This is a genomic window from Pantoea sp. X-Soil-ISGK-275, from assembly GCF_059730795.1.
In genome coordinates, this window is the sequence record NZ_AP035976.1 from 3044380 (window position 1) to 3060802 (window position 16423).

Genomic DNA, 16423 nt, shown 5'->3' on the forward strand with positions numbered 1-16423 from the left:
TCACTCTTATGGCGGATGGGCATTGGCTCATCCGCTATCGCCAAATCACAAGGGAGAACCTTATGTCTTCACGCAGAGAGTTGGCTAACGCAATTCGTGCACTCAGCATGGATGCGGTACAAAAAGCAAATTCCGGACATCCCGGCATGCCGATGGGCATGGCCGATATCGCCGAAGTTTTATGGCGCGATTTCCTCCATCACAATCCCAATAATCCGGCATGGATTGATCGCGACCGCTTTATTCTTTCCAACGGTCACGGTTCAATGCTGCAATACAGTTTGCTGCATCTCACCGGTTACGATCTGCCGATGGAAGAGTTAAAAAACTTCCGCCAGTTACATTCCAAAACGCCAGGTCACCCGGAACTCGGATACACGCCAGGCATCGAAACCACCACCGGTCCGCTCGGCCAGGGCTTAGCCAATGCCGTGGGCATGGCGATTGCCGAGCGCACGCTGGCGGCGCAGTTTAACCAACCCGATCACGACATCGTTGACCATTACACCTACGTGTTTATGGGCGATGGCTGTTTGATGGAAGGCATCTCGCACGAAGTGTGCTCGCTGGCCGGTACGCTCGGTCTTGGCAAGCTGATTGGTTTCTACGATCACAACGGTATCTCGATTGATGGTGAAACCGAAGGCTGGTTCACCGACGATACGCATAAACGCTTTGAAGCCTATAACTGGCATGTGATCGGCAGCGCAGAAGGTATTGATGGCCACGATCCAGAAGCCATTGCGGCGGCGATCAAGGAAGCGCAAAGCGTTACCGATAAGCCGTCACTGATCATCTGCCGCACGGTGATTGGTTTCGGTTCGCCGAATAAAGCCGGTAAAGAAGAGTCACACGGCGCAGCGCTGGGCGAAGAAGAAGTGGCGCTGACGCGACAGAAACTCGGCTGGAAATACCCGGCCTTTGAGATTCCCAAAGAGATTTATCAGCAGTGGGATGCCAAAGAAGCCGGCAGTCAGCGTGAGAAATCCTGGGATGAGAAATTTGCCGCCTACAAAGCCGCCCATCCGCAGCTGGCAGAGGAATTCAGCCGCCGCGTGAGTGGCGAAATGCCGGTAAATTGGGAAACGGAAACCCAGAAATTTATTGAGCAGCTGCAGGCTAATCCGCAAAAAATTGCCAGCCGTAAAGCCTCGCAAAATACGCTGGAAGTGTATGGCAAGCTGCTGCCGGAATTCCTCGGCGGTTCGGCGGATTTGGCACCAAGCAACCTCACTATTTGGTCGGGTTCAAAATCGATCAAAGAAGATCTCGCCGGTAACTACATTCACTACGGCGTGCGTGAGTTTGGTATGACGGCGATTGGCAACGGCATCGCCACGCACGGCGGCTTCGTGCCGTACACCGCCACCTTCCTGATGTTCGTCGAGTATGCGCGTAACGCGGTGCGCATGGCGGCGCTGATGAAGGCGCGTCAGGTGCTGGTGTATACACATGACTCCATTGGCCTCGGCGAAGATGGCCCGACGCACCAGCCGGTTGAGCAAATCGCTGGCTTGCGCGTTACGCCAAACCTCAGCTTGTGGCGTCCATGCGATCAGGTGGAAACCGCTGTAGCCTGGAAAGCTGCCGTTGAGCGCCATCACGGGCCAACCGCGCTGATTCTGTCGCGTCAGAATCTGTTGCAGCCGGATCGCAGCAAAGAGCAGGTGGCGAATATCGCGCGCGGGGGTTACGTGCTGAAAGATAGCGCGGGCACACCGGAAGCGATCATTATCGCCACCGGTTCAGAGATTGAAATTGCGCTCGGCGCGGCGGAAAAACTCACCGCCAACGGCCACAAGATTCGTGTCGTTTCGTTGCCGAGTACCGACGTGTTTGATAAGCAGGATGACGCTTATCGCGAATCGGTGCTGCCATCTGGCGTGAAAGCGCGCGTGGCGGTCGAAGCCGGTATTGCGGATTACTGGTACAAGTATGTCGGGCTGGACGGCGCGATTGTCGGTATGACCACCTTTGGTGAGTCTGCTCCGGCCGGCAAACTGTTCCCGGAATTCGGTTTCACCATCGAGAACATCGTTAGCCATACCGAAGCATTACTCAAGCCACACTAATCGATCTGGCCCTGCGTCTTTTTGGCGTAAGGGCCATTTTTTGATCACAGCCTGATACAGAAAAAAATCTGCCCTGCCCTCTTCACGCCTCGCTCAAACTGATTACTATAAGCTTTCCTCCGATTCTCATAGCGGACGCTTTCCCGTTGAAAAAACGTACTCCTTTTTTACTGGCCTTAATGGTTTCAGTGCTTCCATTAAAAAGCATGGCGCAGTCATCGCCCGATCCACTGTTGGCATCGCAAATTGTTGATCGTTACGCTGAGCACATTTTCTATGGCAGCGGCGCAACCGGCATGGCGCTGGTAGCGATTGACGGCAATCAGCGGGTTTTCGCCAGCTTTGGTGATACGCGCCCCGGCAACAACGTGCGTCCGCAGCCCGATTCGGTGATTCGTATTGCCTCGCTCAGCAAGCTGATGACCAGCGAAGTGATGGTGAAGATGGCAGAGCGCGGTCAGCTGCGTCTTGACGATCCGCTAAGCAAATACGCGCCGCCTGGCGCGCGCGTGCCAAGCTATAACGGCCAGCCGATTCGCCTGATTAACCTTTCCACGCATACCAGCGGCCTGCCGCGCGAGCAGCCCGGCGGTAAGCCGCATCGTCCGGTGTTTGTCTGGCCGACCAAGTCCGATCGCTGGCAATGGCTGAGCGGCGCCGCATTAAAGGCCGCGCCGGGCACCAATGCCGCCTATTCCAACCTGGGCTTTGATCTGCTGAGCGATGCACTCGCCAAAGCGGCGGGCATGCCGTATCCGGCGCTGTTTCAACAGTTGATAACGCGTCCGTTGGGCATGAAAGACACCACTTTCACGCCGTCACCGGATCAGTGTCAGCGCCTGATGATTGCGGAGAAAGGCGCCAGTCCGTGTAACAACACGCTGGCGGCTATCGGCAGCGGCGGCGTTTACTCAACGCCAGACGATATGGGCCGCTGGATGCAGCAGTTCCTCAACTCGGCGGTGAATCACCGCACGCCGCAAATCGATCGCCTGCAAACGCTGATCTACCGCCGCGACCAGTTGACCAAAGTCGAAGGCATGGATGTGCCGGGTCGCGCCGATGCGCTGGGCATGGGTTGGGTGTATATGGGGCCGAAGGAAGGTCGTCCGGGAATTATTCAGAAAACCGGCGGCGGCGGCGGCTTTATTACCTATATGGCGATGGTGCCGCAGCACAACGTTGGTGTGTTTGTGGTGGTAACGCGCTCGCCGTTAACGCGTTTCACCCCGATGAGCGATGGCGTGAATAATATGCTGACGGAATTGGTGGGCAATCAGTCGGGTTCACCGATGACGGTGCAAGCGATTCGTTAATCATATGGGGAAGGTCGCCATTAATGGCGTAATGCTCGTCAGTTAAGACTTAATCATGCCGAAACGCATAGCGTTTCGGCTTCTTTTTCACCGCTCGCGGATAATGTCTCGTCCGCCGGGTTGGCAGCACGAAGCTTCCCGCCATCGCCATTATTTCATCTATTATTCTCGGGATTTTTCCCGGCGCTACCGCAGGCAGGAGTCTCAGTTGACCTGTCAGGTACAGTGCCGCCTGCTTAAACCCCAGCTGATAAGGCTCCACGTTTTTCAGGCTATAGGCCATCTGCGCCATCATAAAACGCAGCAGGTTATACGCCAGCGCAACGCCCCATAACTCCTGCTTCACCAGATCCGGTGTTTTGCTTCTCAGTGTGAGCTCGTTGTTCAACAGATGCTGCTTCATCTCCCGGAAGCCATGTTCTATTTCCCAGCGATGTCCATAAAGATCAACGATATCCCCTTCCGGATATCGCAATGGATCGCACATTGACGTCAGGATTTTCACCACTCTCCCGTTAACCTTTTTGCTTATCAGTCGCGCCGTCAGCGTTTCCGGCACATCTTTCCATTTTTTACGCGCCTGCCACGACAGGTCCAGTTCTATCAGCTCGCTGCCTGAGCCCTGTTTTTGCAGAACACGGTATTTTGCATCGTTGCGCAGAGGTAGCATCCAGTGTCTTTCCACCCCCGAGGTCTGCCAGTAATGCAGGAAGCCGGGCGCATAGAAGCCTTTATCCAGGATCGTTAGCGAGTGATCCGGCGTCTGTCCCACCAGTTGTGCCGCAAGATCAACCTCGCTGGTTTCGGTCACGCTGCCAAAGCTCACGCCCGATAAGAGATGGCTTGTCAGCTCCATCTGGCAGACCATGCGCAGCTGAGGCCAGTCAGACTGACTGTGTGCATTTGCCGTCCGCCCAAAGGCCTTATCGTTTTCCGGCGTATCGGGGGCCCGCCACAGCGTGCCGTCGACCGCCAGCAGTGTCAGGCCGTTCCAGTGTGACAGCGGTGTTTTATCAAACCAGAGCTGGCGTGACTTTTCAAAGACCCGGCGGACCACGTCTTCTCCGAGCCGCTGACGCGCCTGCACAACCGCGCTGGTCGCGACGAATGGGCGCTTGCCCGGCAAAACGATATCCAGATGAGAAACAATCTGGTTCATGGAAAGCGAGCGGAACAGGGCCATGCCGGTAACGGCCCAGACCATCATCTCCATTGGAAGACGGCGTTTTCGCACGGTCACGATACCAGTATCAGCCAGGCATTCGTCGATGAGTTCAGGCGAGAGCAGATCGGAGAGCGCGGAGAACTCTTTGGGCGTAAAGTTAAGAACGGCATCGAGAGCCTGACTGAGTAACATAAAAAAATCCGTAATTCCTGTGAGATTACGGATTTTTGCAGAACTGGAGGATCGTTCAACCGATCATTTCGGGCTTAACTGATCGGCATTATGCCATTAATGGCGACCCTACAGATTAACGCGACTGCACCGGGTTCTGCGATTCGGTAACCCACAACGTTGGCCAATCTTCACTGCTGTGCCACGCATCGCAGGTCTTCTCTTCCGCATACTCCGCCAGCACAAATTCGTTGCCGTCATACTGCCAGCGCGTCGCCACGCCGCAATCACCCAATCCACGTCCTTTACTGAAGGTGTAAAGCAATCCATGGCTGGCATCGAATTCGGCGTTCACCAACTCCAGCTGATTATCGCTGCGTGATGCTGGGGTGAACGGCAACGTTAAGCTCAAGCCACGCGACACATAAGGCGCATCACGCGTCACTTCAAATGCCAGATCGATAACGTTGTAAGCACCGGTTTCACAGCTGATCAGCAGCAGCGCTTTGCTGTCGGTCAGCGGTGAAACGCTCACTTCACGCCGCAGCGGATCGAGCGAGCAGTTATCGGTATTCACCCGCCAGGTACCAAAATCAATCAAACCGCTGGTCTCTTCCTGCGTCAGCGGCGGCGGCGGCGGTAACGGCGCGGGTAACGCCGGCAACGCGGGTTGCGGCGGCACATCCCACTGCACGCGGTCGCCACGCTTCACCCAGGCGCTGGCACCGTTGACGCGGCCCTGCACGTCATCCATCAACAATAACGCTGCCTTCATGCCGCTGAGCGGAATGGTGGCGTTGGCTTTGTAGGTCAATTGCAGATTCTGCGCATCCAGCGTCTGCGCCAGGAACTCGTCGATGGCGATAGCATTGCTGGTCGCCAGATGATGCGGCTCCACCGTCCAGTGTTTGAGATCCGGCGTCAGACGGCGTTGATCGAGCAGCAAATTATCCTTGAGCGGGCCGCCAGGCAGCTCACCGCTGTAGGCGCTGCCGTAATCGATGCGCAGTAAGGGGCGATCGTTGACGCCAGCATGACGTGAAATCGTCATCACTAAGCCGTTGTCACCGGGAAAACTGCGTGCCACGCAAAAAGCCGCATTGTTACAGGTCAGTTGCCAGTCAGAAAATGACTTTTGCAGTGGCTGAGCCTGTACGCACGCGACAAAAAGAAAGGGCAATAAAAGCAGTAACTTCATCCAATACGACATCAAAAAAATCGGTCCCCAAATTCCTGGAAAGAAAATAATAGCGCAACGGGAACGCTGTCAGCAGGCCTAAACTGTGAGCCGGCCCTAAAAGCGGGGTCAACCGCTGAAAAAGACATCACCTTGTAGCGATCGGGTATTGGATGACGCAATGGCTCATCATCCGTTTTGACCGATTCCTGCTCAATCGGATTCGTCGCACTCTTGTTGACGCATCACAAAACGGTCAAATACACACAAACGGGCATAAGCGGTCATGCTAGGTTAATTCCATGTTGCGGCTATGCAACGCGCGTAGAACGCAGGTTTCGCGACATTAGGCGATTTTATGTGAAGTGCGTCACTTAATTTTGATAACCAGACATCTCATTTACATTGAAGAAAGATCCAGATCACTCTAATCAGCTAAGGCGTATTGGTGACTGTGGACTCGTGCGCAGCCCACACTTTCCAAATGCGCTATCCAGTAATTTATATCCATCGGAGGTTAGTATGTTGCCGATTGAAAGACAGCAGCGAATTATTGACGAATTAAATGTAAATGGTCGGGTCATTGTCGCTGAATTAGTCACGTTATGTCAGGTTTCACAAGAAACCATTCGGCGTGATTTAAATCAGCTGGAGAAACGTGGTCTGTTACAACGCAGTCACGGTGGTGCGGTACCAGCAAAACGACAGGCCGCTAACATTCAGGGAAATACAAGAGGCGTTAACGAGTATGAATTATCTTTCCGCCAGAGAATAAATGAACACGTTGATGCCAAGATGGCGATTGCCAAACGCGCACTCGATTTCATTAGCCCTGGCGATTGTATATTACTCGATAGCAGCACCACTTGCTGGTATTTAGCGCGACAGCTGCCAGATATTGAATTAACGGTATTAACCAATTCCATCAGGATTGTGCAAACCCTTGCGGCGCGCGGCAGTATCCGCACCATCTGTCTGGGAGGAGAATATTCTGACCGTTATGAAGATTTCCACGGCGTAGTCGCCGAGCAACCGCTCAGGGAATTTCAGATCAATAAGATCTTTTTTTCCTGTAGCAGTTTAGGTAATGACGGTTATTTACGTGAAGGTAACGAAAACAACGCACATTTAAAACAGCAAATGTTATTAGCAGCGGAAAGAAAACATCTGTTGCTGGACGGAAGTAAATTCCTACGGCCCTCATTCGCGCGTATTTGTCATTATCGCGATGTGGACTTTCTCATTACTGACCAATTAAAAGACAAAGAGCTGGAACAAGAATTAGCGTGGAACGGCGTCAATATTATTGATTGCTCCCAGCGCAGCCATTCTATGCAGCTAATAAAAAATTAAATCGGAGTCTTTATGAAAAAACATCTTATCGCCTGTTCTCTGCTCGCCCTGTTTGCCGCCTCCGGCGCGCACGCTGCTGACAAATTACGCATGGGCATCGTGGTGAAAATTGGCGGTATTCCGTGGTTCAACGCCATGGAAGCGGGCATCAAGAGTGAAGCGGCGAAACGCGGCATTGACGCGTGGATGGTGGGCCCAACGGCGGCCGATCCGGCTCTGCAGGTGCGTGCTATCGAAGATTTGATTGCCCAGAAGGTCGACATCATTGGCGTGGTGCCGAATGACCCGAAGGTGCTGGAGCCGGTGCTGAAGCGCGCCCGTGATGCTGGCATTGAAGTCATCACCCACGAATCGCCTGATCAGAAAGGCGCTAACTGGGACTTCGAACTGGTGGATGCGCCGACGCACGGCATCAACCATATGAAAGCGCTGGCGAAATGCATGCATGAAGAGGGCAAATACGCCATGTACGTCGGCAGCCTGACCGTGCCATTGCATCAGCAGTGGACCGATGCGGCGTTGAATTACCAGAAAGAACACTATCCGAAGATGCAGATGGTCACCGACAAGTTTGGCGTCGGCGAATCGCTGGATGACTCGATTCGTACCACCAATGAGCTGATGTCCAAATACCCGGATTTGAAAGGGATTATGGCCTTTGGTTCACAAGGTCCGATTGGCGCCGGTCGTGCGGTGATGAACCGTAACAAAATTGATCAGGTGTGCGTGATTGGTGCCTTCAGTCCTGGCCAGGGCGCATCGCTGGTGCAGCGCGGCGCAATCAAAGGCGGCTACATCTGGAACCCGCAGACCGCTGGCGAAGTGTTCGTGCGCATCGCCGACATGATGCAGAAGAAAGAGCCAATCACCGACGGAATGACCATCGAGGGTTTAGGCAAAGTGAAAGTTGACGAGGCGACCCACACCATCCTCGGCAACAACACCGAAAGCCTGGACAAAGAGAACCTGCCAAAACTGGTGAAAATGGGGCTGTAATGATGAAAGAGGTGATCCCACAGACGCTGATTGCGCTCGACAACCTGTCGAAAACATTTGGTGGCAACCGCGCACTGAGCGATATCTCGCTGACCTTACTGGCTGGCGAAGTGCACTGTCTCGCTGGCACCAACGGCTGTGGCAAGAGCACCTTAATCAAAGTCATTTCCGGGGTGCACGCCCCGGATAGCGGCAGCCGCATTACGCTGGGCGAAGGCCCAAGCTTCCCGCGTCTGACCACACGTCAGGCGCGTGACTTCGGCATCCAGGTGATTTATCAGGATCTGTCGCTGTTCCCCAATCTCAGCGTGGCGGAAAACATCGCCTTCGAGCACAACCTGAGTAGCCTGCTCGGCTGGCACCGCAAAGCCAAACTGCGTGAATCGGCGCAGCGCATCATTGATGAGCTGAAGTTTGACCTCGACCTCGATGAAAAAGTGGCATCGCTGTCGATTGCCGCCCGCCAGCAGGTCGCGATTTGCCGTGCGCTGGTCGCCGATGCGCGGCTGGTGATCATGGATGAGCCGACTGCTTCATTGACGCGCACCGAAGTGAATCAGCTGCTGCGCACCGTGCGTTACCTCAAAGACAAAAACATCTGCGTGGTGTTTGTCAGCCATCGTCTGGATGAAGTGCTGGAGATTTCGGATCGCGTGACGGTGATCCGCGACGGCCGCAAAATGGGCTGCTGGCCCGCCAAAGCGATGACGCCGCACCATCTGACCGAACTGATGACCGGCCTGAAACTCGACTATCAGCTAAAAACGCCGACGCGCAATGACGATCGCCTGATCCTCGAAGTCGAAAAGCTGACGCGCGCCGGACAATATCACGACGTTAATTTCAAACTCTATCAGGGCGAAGTGCTGGGCCTGTGCGGCCTGCTGGGATCTGGGCGCACCGAACTGGCACTGTCGCTGTTTGGCATGACCAAGCCCGACAGCGGCAAGATCTGGCTCGACAGCAAACCGGTGCGCTTCCGTGGACACGAGGACGCGATCAAAGCGGGTATCGGTTATGTATCTGAAGATCGCTTAACGCTGGGTTTGGTGCAGCAGCAATCGGTGGCCGACAACATGGTGCTGCCGATCCTCGACAAACTGCAAAACCGTTTCCACCTGATTGACGAATACCGCAAGAATAAGCTGATCCTGCAGTGGATTCAGCAGCTTGGCGTGCGCGTCGCCGATCCCAATCTGGCGATCTCCACGCTCTCCGGCGGCAACCAGCAGAAAATCGTGCTGGCGAAATGGGTGCTGACGCAGCCGCGCATCCTGATCCTCGATTCGCCCACGGTTGGCGTGGATGTCGGCGCTAAAGCCAGCATCTATCAGCTGATTCATCTGCTGGCGAAAGAAGGTTTGTCGATCATCCTGATTTCCGACGAAGTGCCCGAGGTTTGGTACAACTGCGACCGCATCCTGCACTTCCGTGATGGCACCGTTCATGCCGAATACCAACCCGATACCGTTGAGCAACAGCAGCTGGCGGAGGTGATCAATGCCTGATTTTTCTCGTTTACGTCCGAGCTCCAGCCAGGGCTGGCTTGCCTGGGTTTTGCTGGCGTTCATCGTGTTTTTCTCTGCCGCCAGCGACCAGTTCCTGACGGTGCAAAACCTGCTGGATCTGGCGGAAAGCTACGCCGTGACCGGCATCTTCGCCCTCGGCCTGTTTGTGGTGCTGGTGACCGGCGGCATCGATATCTCCTTTGCTGCGGTGGCGTCGGTGGTGCAATACCTGATCGCCTCGCTGTTTGTGCAGTTCCAGTTTGATAACGCCCTGCTCAGCATTCTGCTGGCGGTGGTGTGCGGCACGCTGTTTGGCGTAATCAACGCCCTGCTGATTACCTCGCTGCGCGTGGTGTCGATCATCATCACCATCAGCATGCAGTCGCTGCTGTTTGGCCTGTTGATGTGGGTAACCGGCGGCAAAAGCCTCTATTCGCTGCCGGACTGGTGGATCACGCTGCGCAGCGTGCTGCCCTTCAACTGGCAAGGCAACAGCTTCCAGATTGGATTGCCGCTGGTGACCATGCTGGTGATTGCCGGACTCACCGCGCTGCTGCTGAACAAAACCAATCTTGGCCGCCAGCTGTATGCGGTAGGCGGCGATGCGGAATCGGCGCGCCGTATCGGTATTCGCGTGGGTCTTATCCACATCTTCGCCTACGGCTGGCTGGGTGCGATGGCGGCGATTGGCGGCTTAGTGCAGGTCTATCGCATGGGTGAAGTGGTGCCGAATGCGCTGGTTGGCGGCGAGCTGGATGTGCTGGCGGCCACGGTGCTGGGCGGTGCCAGCCTGATGGGCGGCAAAGGCACGGTGAGCGGCACCTTAATGGGCGTGTTCCTCATCGCCATTCTGAAGAACGGCCTCAACCTGATTGGCGTCTCCAACTACTTCATGAACATCGTGGTGGGCGGCGTGATCATGGTGGCCATCGCCGTGACTCACTACAAAAAACGTAAAGAAACTGATGTCAGTTTCGTCTAACGGAAGGCGCATTCACATGAAATCACTCTCTGCTCTGCGTCCGGACGGCACCAATATCGGCCTGATGCTGCTCATTGCGCTGGCGCTGGCGACCTTCACCATCATGCTACCGGGCCGCTTTCTCACGGATTCGACCTTTATGAGCATGGCGTTCCAGTTGCCTGAGCTCGGCTTGCTGACGCTGGCGATGTTTATCGCCATTCTCAGCGGCGGACTGAATCTGGCGATCATCGCCACCGCTAATCTGACGGCGCTGTTTATCGCCTGGACGCTGATGCGCGCCCTGCCCGCCGATGCGGGAACCGGTATGCAACTGTTGTGGCTGTTCATCGCCATCATCGGCGCGATGCTGATTGCCGCGCTGATTGGCGTGATTACCGGCGTGATGGTAACGCGCATCGGAGCGCACCCGATTCTGGTGACGCTGGCGACCATGATGACGCTGAACGGTATCGGCATCTGGCTCACCAAAGGTGCGGCGGTCAGCGGCATGCCGTCGGTGGTGCAGGCGCTCGGTTCCAACACGCTGCTTGGTGTTCCGCTGCCGCTGTGGGTGTTCCTGATTGCCGCCGCGCTGCTGGCGCTGTTCCTCGGCAAAACCCGCGCCGGTAAATGCATCTATATGGGCGGCAGCAACATCAACGCCACCTGGTTTAGCGGCATCAACACCCATCGCATGGTGATTCTGGTGTACGTCATCTCCAGCCTGCTGTGCGTGTTGGCCGGATTGATCATGATGGCGCGCTTCAACTCGGCGCGTATGGGTTACGGCGATGCGTATCTGCTGCTGACGGTGCTGGCGATCATCCTTGGCGGCACCGATCCCAACGGCGGCTTTGGTCGCGTCACCGGCGTGGTGCTGGCGCTGATCGCGCTGCAAGTGCTCTCCACCGGCTTCAACCTGATGAACATCAGCCAGCACGTCAGCCTGGCGATGTGGGGCGCCGTACTGATTGTGGTGCTGGCCTTCAAACAATTCAAAACCCGATTTAACGAACATCGTGCCGTCAAACTCAGCAAGCTCGCCGCGGCGCTTAACCCTTTGACCGAAAAAAAGGAAGTATGATGCGTATTCAAGTCTCCCCGTCGTTGATGTGTATGAATCTGATGGAGATCAAGCACCAGCTCGCCGTGCTGGACTCCCGCGCCGACTTCCTGCACATCGATATTATGGATGGTCACTACGTGAAAAATATCACGCTGTCGCCGTTCTTTATTGAGCAGATTCGCCCGTTCACCAAAGTGGCGCTGGATGTGCATTTGATGGTCGAGCAACCCACCGATTTCATTGAAGTGATTGCCAAAGCGGGCGCGGATTACATCTGCCCGCACGCCGAAACCATCAATCGCGATGCATTCCGCGTGATCAACATGATCCGCAGCTTCGGCAAGAAAGTTGGCGTGGTGCTCAACCCCGCGACGCCGGTCTCCTTTATCCATCACTACATTCATCTGGTGGATAAGATCACCGTGATGACGGTGGATCCGGGCTATGCCGGACAACCGTTTATTCCGGAAATGGTGCAGAAGGTCCAGGAGCTGAAAGCGCTGAAGCAGGCCAACGGCTATCAATACCTGATTGAGATCGACGGTTCCTGTAACACCCGCACTTACAACACGCTGGTTGGCGCGGGCGCAGAAGTGCTGATTGTTGGCACTTCCGGTTTGTTCAATATTCACGACGATCTGGAAACCGCCTGGAATATGATGCGCGAAAGCATTGATGAGGCTCAGGGATTGGCGCAGGTATCCGCATGAAAAAATGCTGGCTCGGTATCGATATTGGCGGCACCGGCACACGTCTGCAGCTGATGGAAGCAGGCCGCGTTTGGTCGAGCTTCCGTAAAGTGCCGACGGCCAGCTGGGCGCAGCAACCTGATGCGCTGAGCGCGTTGGGCGAGTTAATCAGTGAAACGCTGGAGCAGCAGCCGGTGAGCGGCGTGATGCTCGGATTACCCGGCATTCTCAGCCGCGACCGCCAGCAGGTGATCTCGCTGCCGTTTATCCAGGCGCTGGATCAACAACCGGTTGCCGCGCTGCTCACCGAGCGTCTTGGCGTGCCGGTAGCGATGGACAAAGATGTTAACCATCTGATGCTGTGGGATTTGTTGCAGCTGGAGCAGTTGCCGGACAGCGCGGTGGGTTTGTATCCCGGCACCGGCATGGGCAACAGCTTGTGGATCAACGGTCAGTTTTATCATGGTCAGCACGGCGGCGCGGGTGAGCTTGGCCATGTGCCCGTTGCCGGCAACGATCTGCCCTGCCCGTGCGGCAATCGTGGCTGTGCGGAAACCGTCACTTCCGGCCACTGGCTAAGCCGCTGGGCGAGCGATAACGTGCCAGAAACTAACATGTCGGCGCTGTTTAGCCAGCATCGCGAGCATCCGGAGCTACAGGCTTTTGTGCAGCGCCTGGCGCAGTTGATTGCCACCGAGATGAACATCCTCGATCCGGAATACCTGATTCTCGGCGGCGGCGTGCTGGCGATGGCGGACTTTCCGCTGGCGCAGTTGCGCAGCCAGATTCAGCAGCATCTTCGTCCACCCGCCACGCGTGACGGTTTGAAGATCGTGTTTAGCCAATCCACCGATCACACCGGTTGTCGCGGTGCCTGTTTAGCCGCCGAACGTCTGTTCAGGAGTGCATGATGAAAGGAAAAGTGTGTGTGTTTGGCTCGTTCAACCTCGACGTGGTCGCGGTGATGAACCGCTTTCCGATGCCGGGCGAATCGCTCACCGCCCATACCAGCATGATGGGACCGGGCGGCAAAGGTGCCAATCAAGCCACGGCCGCGCTGCGTGCTGGGGCACGCGTGCACTATATCGGAAAGATTGGTAATGATGACTTCGGCATGTTTGCGCGTCTTCATCTGGAAAAGACCGGTTTCGATGCTATCACCTTGTTTACCTGCAAGGAGAAACCCACCGGCAATGCGCTGATTTACGTTGCCGGTGACGATGCCGAGAACATGATTTCGGTCTATCCCGGCGCAAACACCACGGTAACTGCCGCCGAAGTGACGCGCTGCCAACCCACCGTTGCCGCCGCCGATATTTTGCTGGTGCAGCTGGAGAATAATCTCAGCGCCATCCAGCGCATGATCGACAACGCGCGCGCTGGCGGCACCTTTGTGATTATGAATCCCGCACCGTGGCAGAAAGTTACTGATGCGCTGCTGGCGAAAGTGGACTTGTTGACGCCGAACAGCACCGAAGCGATGCAGCTAACCGGCGTGAAAGTCACCGACTTCCCCAGCGCGCAGCAAGCGGCAGAAAAGCTGCACCGCAAAGGCGCGCGTCAGGTGATTATTACCTTGGGGGTGTCCGGCGCGTTGCTTTCGGTAGCCGGGCAGCCGCCGCTGCGTATTCCGCTCTTCCCGGCGCAGCCGCTGGATACCACCGGCGCAGGCGATGCGTTTAACGGCGCACTGGCGGCGCGGCTGGCTTCTGGCGATGAACTGCCGCAGGCAGCGCTATTTGCTTCAGCTTACGCTTCGCTGTGCGTGGAACGCTCCGGTGCGGCTCACTCGATGCCCTCTTACGCCGAAGCGCTGGCGCGGTTGCAGGCGTATCCGCAGTGCGTGCCGGAAGCGTTGGTTGAGGTTGTGCGGTGATTGGCCAGGTCGCCATAATTGTGCGGTGATTAGCCAGGTCGCCATAAATGGCGACCCTACGGTAAAAACTACGGCTTTAACCAACCGGCGATCTGGGCATGCTGCAACAGCATAATGGCTTTGCCGTCACGAATGCGGCCGTCTTTCACCATCGCCAGCGCTTCCGGGAAACTCAGCTCCAGCACGGTAATCTCTTCATCCTCAACGCCACCGCCGTTGTTGGCGCGCTGCGCATCGCTGTATTGCGCAGCGAAGAAGTGGATCAATTCGGTGACACCGCCCGGCGACATATAGACTTCGTAGAGTTTCTCCACCTTGCCCACCTGATAACCGGTCTCTTCAATCGCTTCTTTGCGAATGCACTCTTCCGGCGAGTCGTCATCCAGCAGCCCCGCGCAGGTCTCAATCAGCTCGCCGCTTTCGTTGCCATTCACATAGGTAGCTATACGGAACTGACGCACCAGCAGAACGCTATTTTTTTCAGTGTTATACAGCAGGATGGTGGCGCCGTTACCGCGATCGTAAACTTCGCGCTTGTGACGCACGACTTCGCCGTTGTTGCGGGTGAGTTCGTAGGTGAAGTTGCGCAGCACAAACCAGTTTTCTGACAGCAACTTGTCTTTGATGATGTTGATCTTTAACGACATAACCGCTCCACTGCTAAATTGAGGGAGCCTGAGATGATAGGACGAAGCGGCGGAGAAAACTATCTGAATTGTGAGGATGGTGGAGGTATAAAAAGGAGGTCGCCATAAATGGCGACCCTATGGGGGAAACACGCTCAAACGTAGGGTCGCCATTTATGGAGTGACCCCATTCCCGTAGACATTCGCTGTCCTCACGACGAGGCCTTTTCGAAGGCCTCTGGACTGACGCCTCCCAGGTGGCTGTGGCGTCGGGTCCGGTTGTAGAACACTTCGATATAATCAAAGATATCAGCCCGGGCCATGTCCCGGGTTCTATAGATCCGCTTTCTGATGCGCTCTTTTTTTAGCGAACTGAAGAAGGATTCTGCCACTGCATTATCCCAGCAGTTGCCGCGCCGGCTCATGCTGGGTGACAGGTTATTAGCCTGGCAGAACCGTCGCCAGTCATCGCTGCCATACTGGCTTCCCTGGTCGCTGTGTACGATAACGGTTTCCTCAGGCCTTCGTCGCCAGACGGCCATCAGAAGAGCATCCAGCGCCAGTTCGCGCGACAGTGAGGGTTTCATTGACCAGCCCACCACATTGCGGGCAAACAGGTCTATGACCACGGCCAGATACAGCCAGCCCTGCCAGGTCCGTATGTAGGTAATATCCGTTACCCAGACCTGGTTCGGTTTAACGACTGTGAACTCCCGCTGTACCCGGTTAGGCGCGATGACTGACGGACGTCCCCGTGCTCCTCGCGGGATTTTATAGCCATGTACGGCCTTGATTCTGTTCTGCCGCATAATTTTCGCTACCCTGTTTTTACTGCATACCTCCCCGATTTCTCGCAGGTCACTGTGGACCCGCCGGTATCCATAAACGCCGCCACTCAGGGTATAAGAGTCGCGGATAAGCGTCAGCAGCCGCTGATTATCCTGCTCTCCAGTTGATACCGGGCAGTGGAGCCAGACGTAAAAACCGGAACGGGCAACCTTCAGAACCCGACACATCAGTGTGATCGACCAGACCTGACGGTGATCGTTGATGAAGCGGTACTTTAGTCGGGCTCCCTTGCAAAGTACCGCGCCGCCTTTTTCAGGATATCCCGCTCCTCCTCAGTTCGCTTGAGTTGCGCTTTCAACCGGAGGATCTCCGTCCGGGCATCCAGCAGATCCTGCGCCTGGTGCCCGCTGGCATCAGGTTTTATAGAGCGGATCCATTTATAAAGGCTGTGTTGCGAGACGCCCAGGCGTTCAGATACGTCGGCGACGGAATAGCCCCGCTCGGTGATCTGGCGGACTGCTTCTTCTTTAAACTCAGGGGTAAATCGTGGTGTGCCCATAGACTCCTCCTATGCTCAAAATATAGGGCAGATTTGTCTATGGGCTCGGGGTCACTCCATCAATGTCAGATTATGGTCCAACATTTGGGGTGCAGT

14 protein-coding genes are annotated in these 16423 nt (G+C 55.8%); 10 read left to right on the top strand and 4 right to left on the bottom strand.

The window, feature by feature from the left end; translation table 11 throughout:
• The first annotated feature begins 62 nt into the window (after window positions 1–62).
• Together tkt and ampH are read left to right on the top strand one after the other, a co-directional pair.
• Entirely contained in the window at window positions 63–2072 is a 2010-nt protein-coding gene (tkt, locus tag AC6I8A_RS14220) for a transketolase (protein ID WP_497818688.1), read from the top strand.
• Window positions 2073–2218: 146 nt separating this feature from the next.
• The gene (gene ampH / locus AC6I8A_RS14225) at window positions 2219–3388 is read left to right on the top strand and encodes a D-alanyl-D-alanine-carboxypeptidase/endopeptidase AmpH (protein WP_008107847.1); all 1170 of its coding nucleotides are present in this window, start codon (window positions 2219–2221) and stop codon (window positions 3386–3388) included.
• A gap of 49 nt (window positions 3389–3437) precedes the next feature.
• Here the strand turns inward: ampH and AC6I8A_RS14230 are convergent, their stop codons facing one another.
• A complete protein-coding gene (locus tag AC6I8A_RS14230; protein ID WP_497818689.1) occupies window positions 3438–4745 on the bottom strand; it encodes an IS4 family transposase in 1308 nt (435 codons plus the stop codon).
• 115 nt (window positions 4746–4860) lie between these two features.
• Entirely contained in the window at window positions 4861–5934 is a 1074-nt protein-coding gene (locus AC6I8A_RS14235; protein WP_256697059.1) for a DUF1176 domain-containing protein, read from the bottom strand.
• A gap of 489 nt (window positions 5935–6423) precedes the next feature.
• Between AC6I8A_RS14235 and AC6I8A_RS14240 the strand changes: the two genes are divergently transcribed.
• From AC6I8A_RS14240 to AC6I8A_RS14275, 8 genes are read left to right on the top strand one after another with little or no spacing between them, the layout of a single operon-like run.
• Entirely contained in the window at window positions 6424–7254 is an 831-nt protein-coding gene (locus AC6I8A_RS14240) for a DeoR/GlpR family DNA-binding transcription regulator (RefSeq protein ID WP_497818690.1), read from the top strand.
• A gap of 12 nt (window positions 7255–7266) precedes the next feature.
• Window positions 7267–8250: a substrate-binding domain-containing protein gene (locus AC6I8A_RS14245; protein WP_176971105.1), complete on the top strand. Its 984-nt coding sequence runs from the start codon at window positions 7267–7269 to the stop codon at window positions 8248–8250.
• A gap of 2 nt (window positions 8251–8252) precedes the next feature.
• Window positions 8253–9758, top strand: a complete 1506-nt coding sequence (locus AC6I8A_RS14250; RefSeq protein ID WP_256698436.1) for a sugar ABC transporter ATP-binding protein — start codon at window positions 8253–8255, stop codon at window positions 9756–9758.
• Window positions 9751–10740: an ABC transporter permease gene (locus AC6I8A_RS14255; RefSeq protein WP_256697061.1), complete on the top strand. Its 990-nt coding sequence runs from the start codon at window positions 9751–9753 to the stop codon at window positions 10738–10740. The genes AC6I8A_RS14250 and AC6I8A_RS14255 overlap by 8 nt, the downstream gene beginning before the upstream one ends.
• A 16-nt stretch (window positions 10741–10756) precedes the next feature.
• Window positions 10757–11806 (top strand): ABC transporter permease, encoded by a 1050-nt coding sequence (locus AC6I8A_RS14260; protein WP_179449942.1) that lies wholly within the window; start codon window positions 10757–10759, stop codon window positions 11804–11806.
• Window positions 11806–12498, top strand: a complete 693-nt coding sequence (gene alsE, locus AC6I8A_RS14265) for a D-allulose 6-phosphate 3-epimerase (RefSeq protein WP_061717928.1) — start codon at window positions 11806–11808, stop codon at window positions 12496–12498. Before AC6I8A_RS14260 ends, alsE begins: the two co-directional genes overlap by 1 nt.
• Complete coding sequence (gene alsK / locus AC6I8A_RS14270) at window positions 12495–13388, top strand: allose kinase (RefSeq protein WP_497818691.1); 894 nt, start codon at window positions 12495–12497, stop codon at window positions 13386–13388. The genes alsE and alsK overlap by 4 nt, the downstream gene beginning before the upstream one ends.
• Entirely contained in the window at window positions 13388–14353 is a 966-nt protein-coding gene (locus AC6I8A_RS14275; protein ID WP_497818955.1) for a ribokinase, read from the top strand. The genes alsK and AC6I8A_RS14275 overlap by 1 nt, the downstream gene beginning before the upstream one ends.
• A 68-nt stretch (window positions 14354–14421) precedes the next feature.
• On the opposite strand, the gene nudK is transcribed toward AC6I8A_RS14275, so the two are convergent.
• Together nudK and AC6I8A_RS14285 are read right to left on the bottom strand one after the other, a co-directional pair.
• Window positions 14422–15000 carry a GDP-mannose pyrophosphatase NudK gene (nudK, locus tag AC6I8A_RS14280; protein WP_061717931.1) on the bottom strand — a complete coding sequence of 193 codons (579 nt, stop codon included), beginning with the start codon at window positions 14998–15000 and terminating at the stop codon, window positions 14422–14424.
• A gap of 191 nt (window positions 15001–15191) precedes the next feature.
• Window positions 15192–16327 (bottom strand): IS3 family transposase gene (locus AC6I8A_RS14285; RefSeq protein ID WP_256698600.1). Its coding sequence is split into 2 segments (ribosomal slippage): window positions 15192–16072 and window positions 16072–16327, totalling 1137 coding nucleotides; the frame shifts between segments, so codons are not numbered across the junction.
• Between the last annotated feature and the right edge of the window lie 96 nt (window positions 16328–16423).

Bases quoted from the DNA above. Each gene is read 5' to 3' on its own strand.
- tkt (WP_497818688.1), top strand. From the start codon at position 63: ATGTCTTCACGCAGAGAGTTGGCTAACGCAATTCGTGCACTCAGCATG.
- AC6I8A_RS14250 (WP_256698436.1), top strand. From the start codon at position 8,253: ATGAAAGAGGTGATCCCACAGACGCTGATTGCGCTCGACAACCTGTCG.
- alsE (WP_061717928.1), top strand. From the start codon at position 11,806: ATGCGTATTCAAGTCTCCCCGTCGTTGATGTGTATGAATCTGATGGAG.
- AC6I8A_RS14275 (WP_497818955.1), top strand. From the start codon at position 13,388: ATGAAAGGAAAAGTGTGTGTGTTTGGCTCGTTCAACCTCGACGTGGTC.
- AC6I8A_RS14235 (WP_256697059.1), bottom strand. From the start codon at position 5,934: ATGTCGTATTGGATGAAGTTACTGCTTTTATTGCCCTTTCTTTTTGTC.
- AC6I8A_RS14240 (WP_497818690.1), top strand. From the start codon at position 6,424: ATGTTGCCGATTGAAAGACAGCAGCGAATTATTGACGAATTAAATGTA.
- AC6I8A_RS14255 (WP_256697061.1), top strand. From the start codon at position 9,751: ATGCCTGATTTTTCTCGTTTACGTCCGAGCTCCAGCCAGGGCTGGCTT.
- alsK (WP_497818691.1), top strand. From the start codon at position 12,495: ATGAAAAAATGCTGGCTCGGTATCGATATTGGCGGCACCGGCACACGT.
- AC6I8A_RS14230 (WP_497818689.1), bottom strand. From the start codon at position 4,745: ATGTTACTCAGTCAGGCTCTCGATGCCGTTCTTAACTTTACGCCCAAA.
- AC6I8A_RS14260 (WP_179449942.1), top strand. From the start codon at position 10,757: ATGAAATCACTCTCTGCTCTGCGTCCGGACGGCACCAATATCGGCCTG.
- nudK (WP_061717931.1), bottom strand. From the start codon at position 15,000: ATGTCGTTAAAGATCAACATCATCAAAGACAAGTTGCTGTCAGAAAAC.
- AC6I8A_RS14245 (WP_176971105.1), top strand. From the start codon at position 7,267: ATGAAAAAACATCTTATCGCCTGTTCTCTGCTCGCCCTGTTTGCCGCC.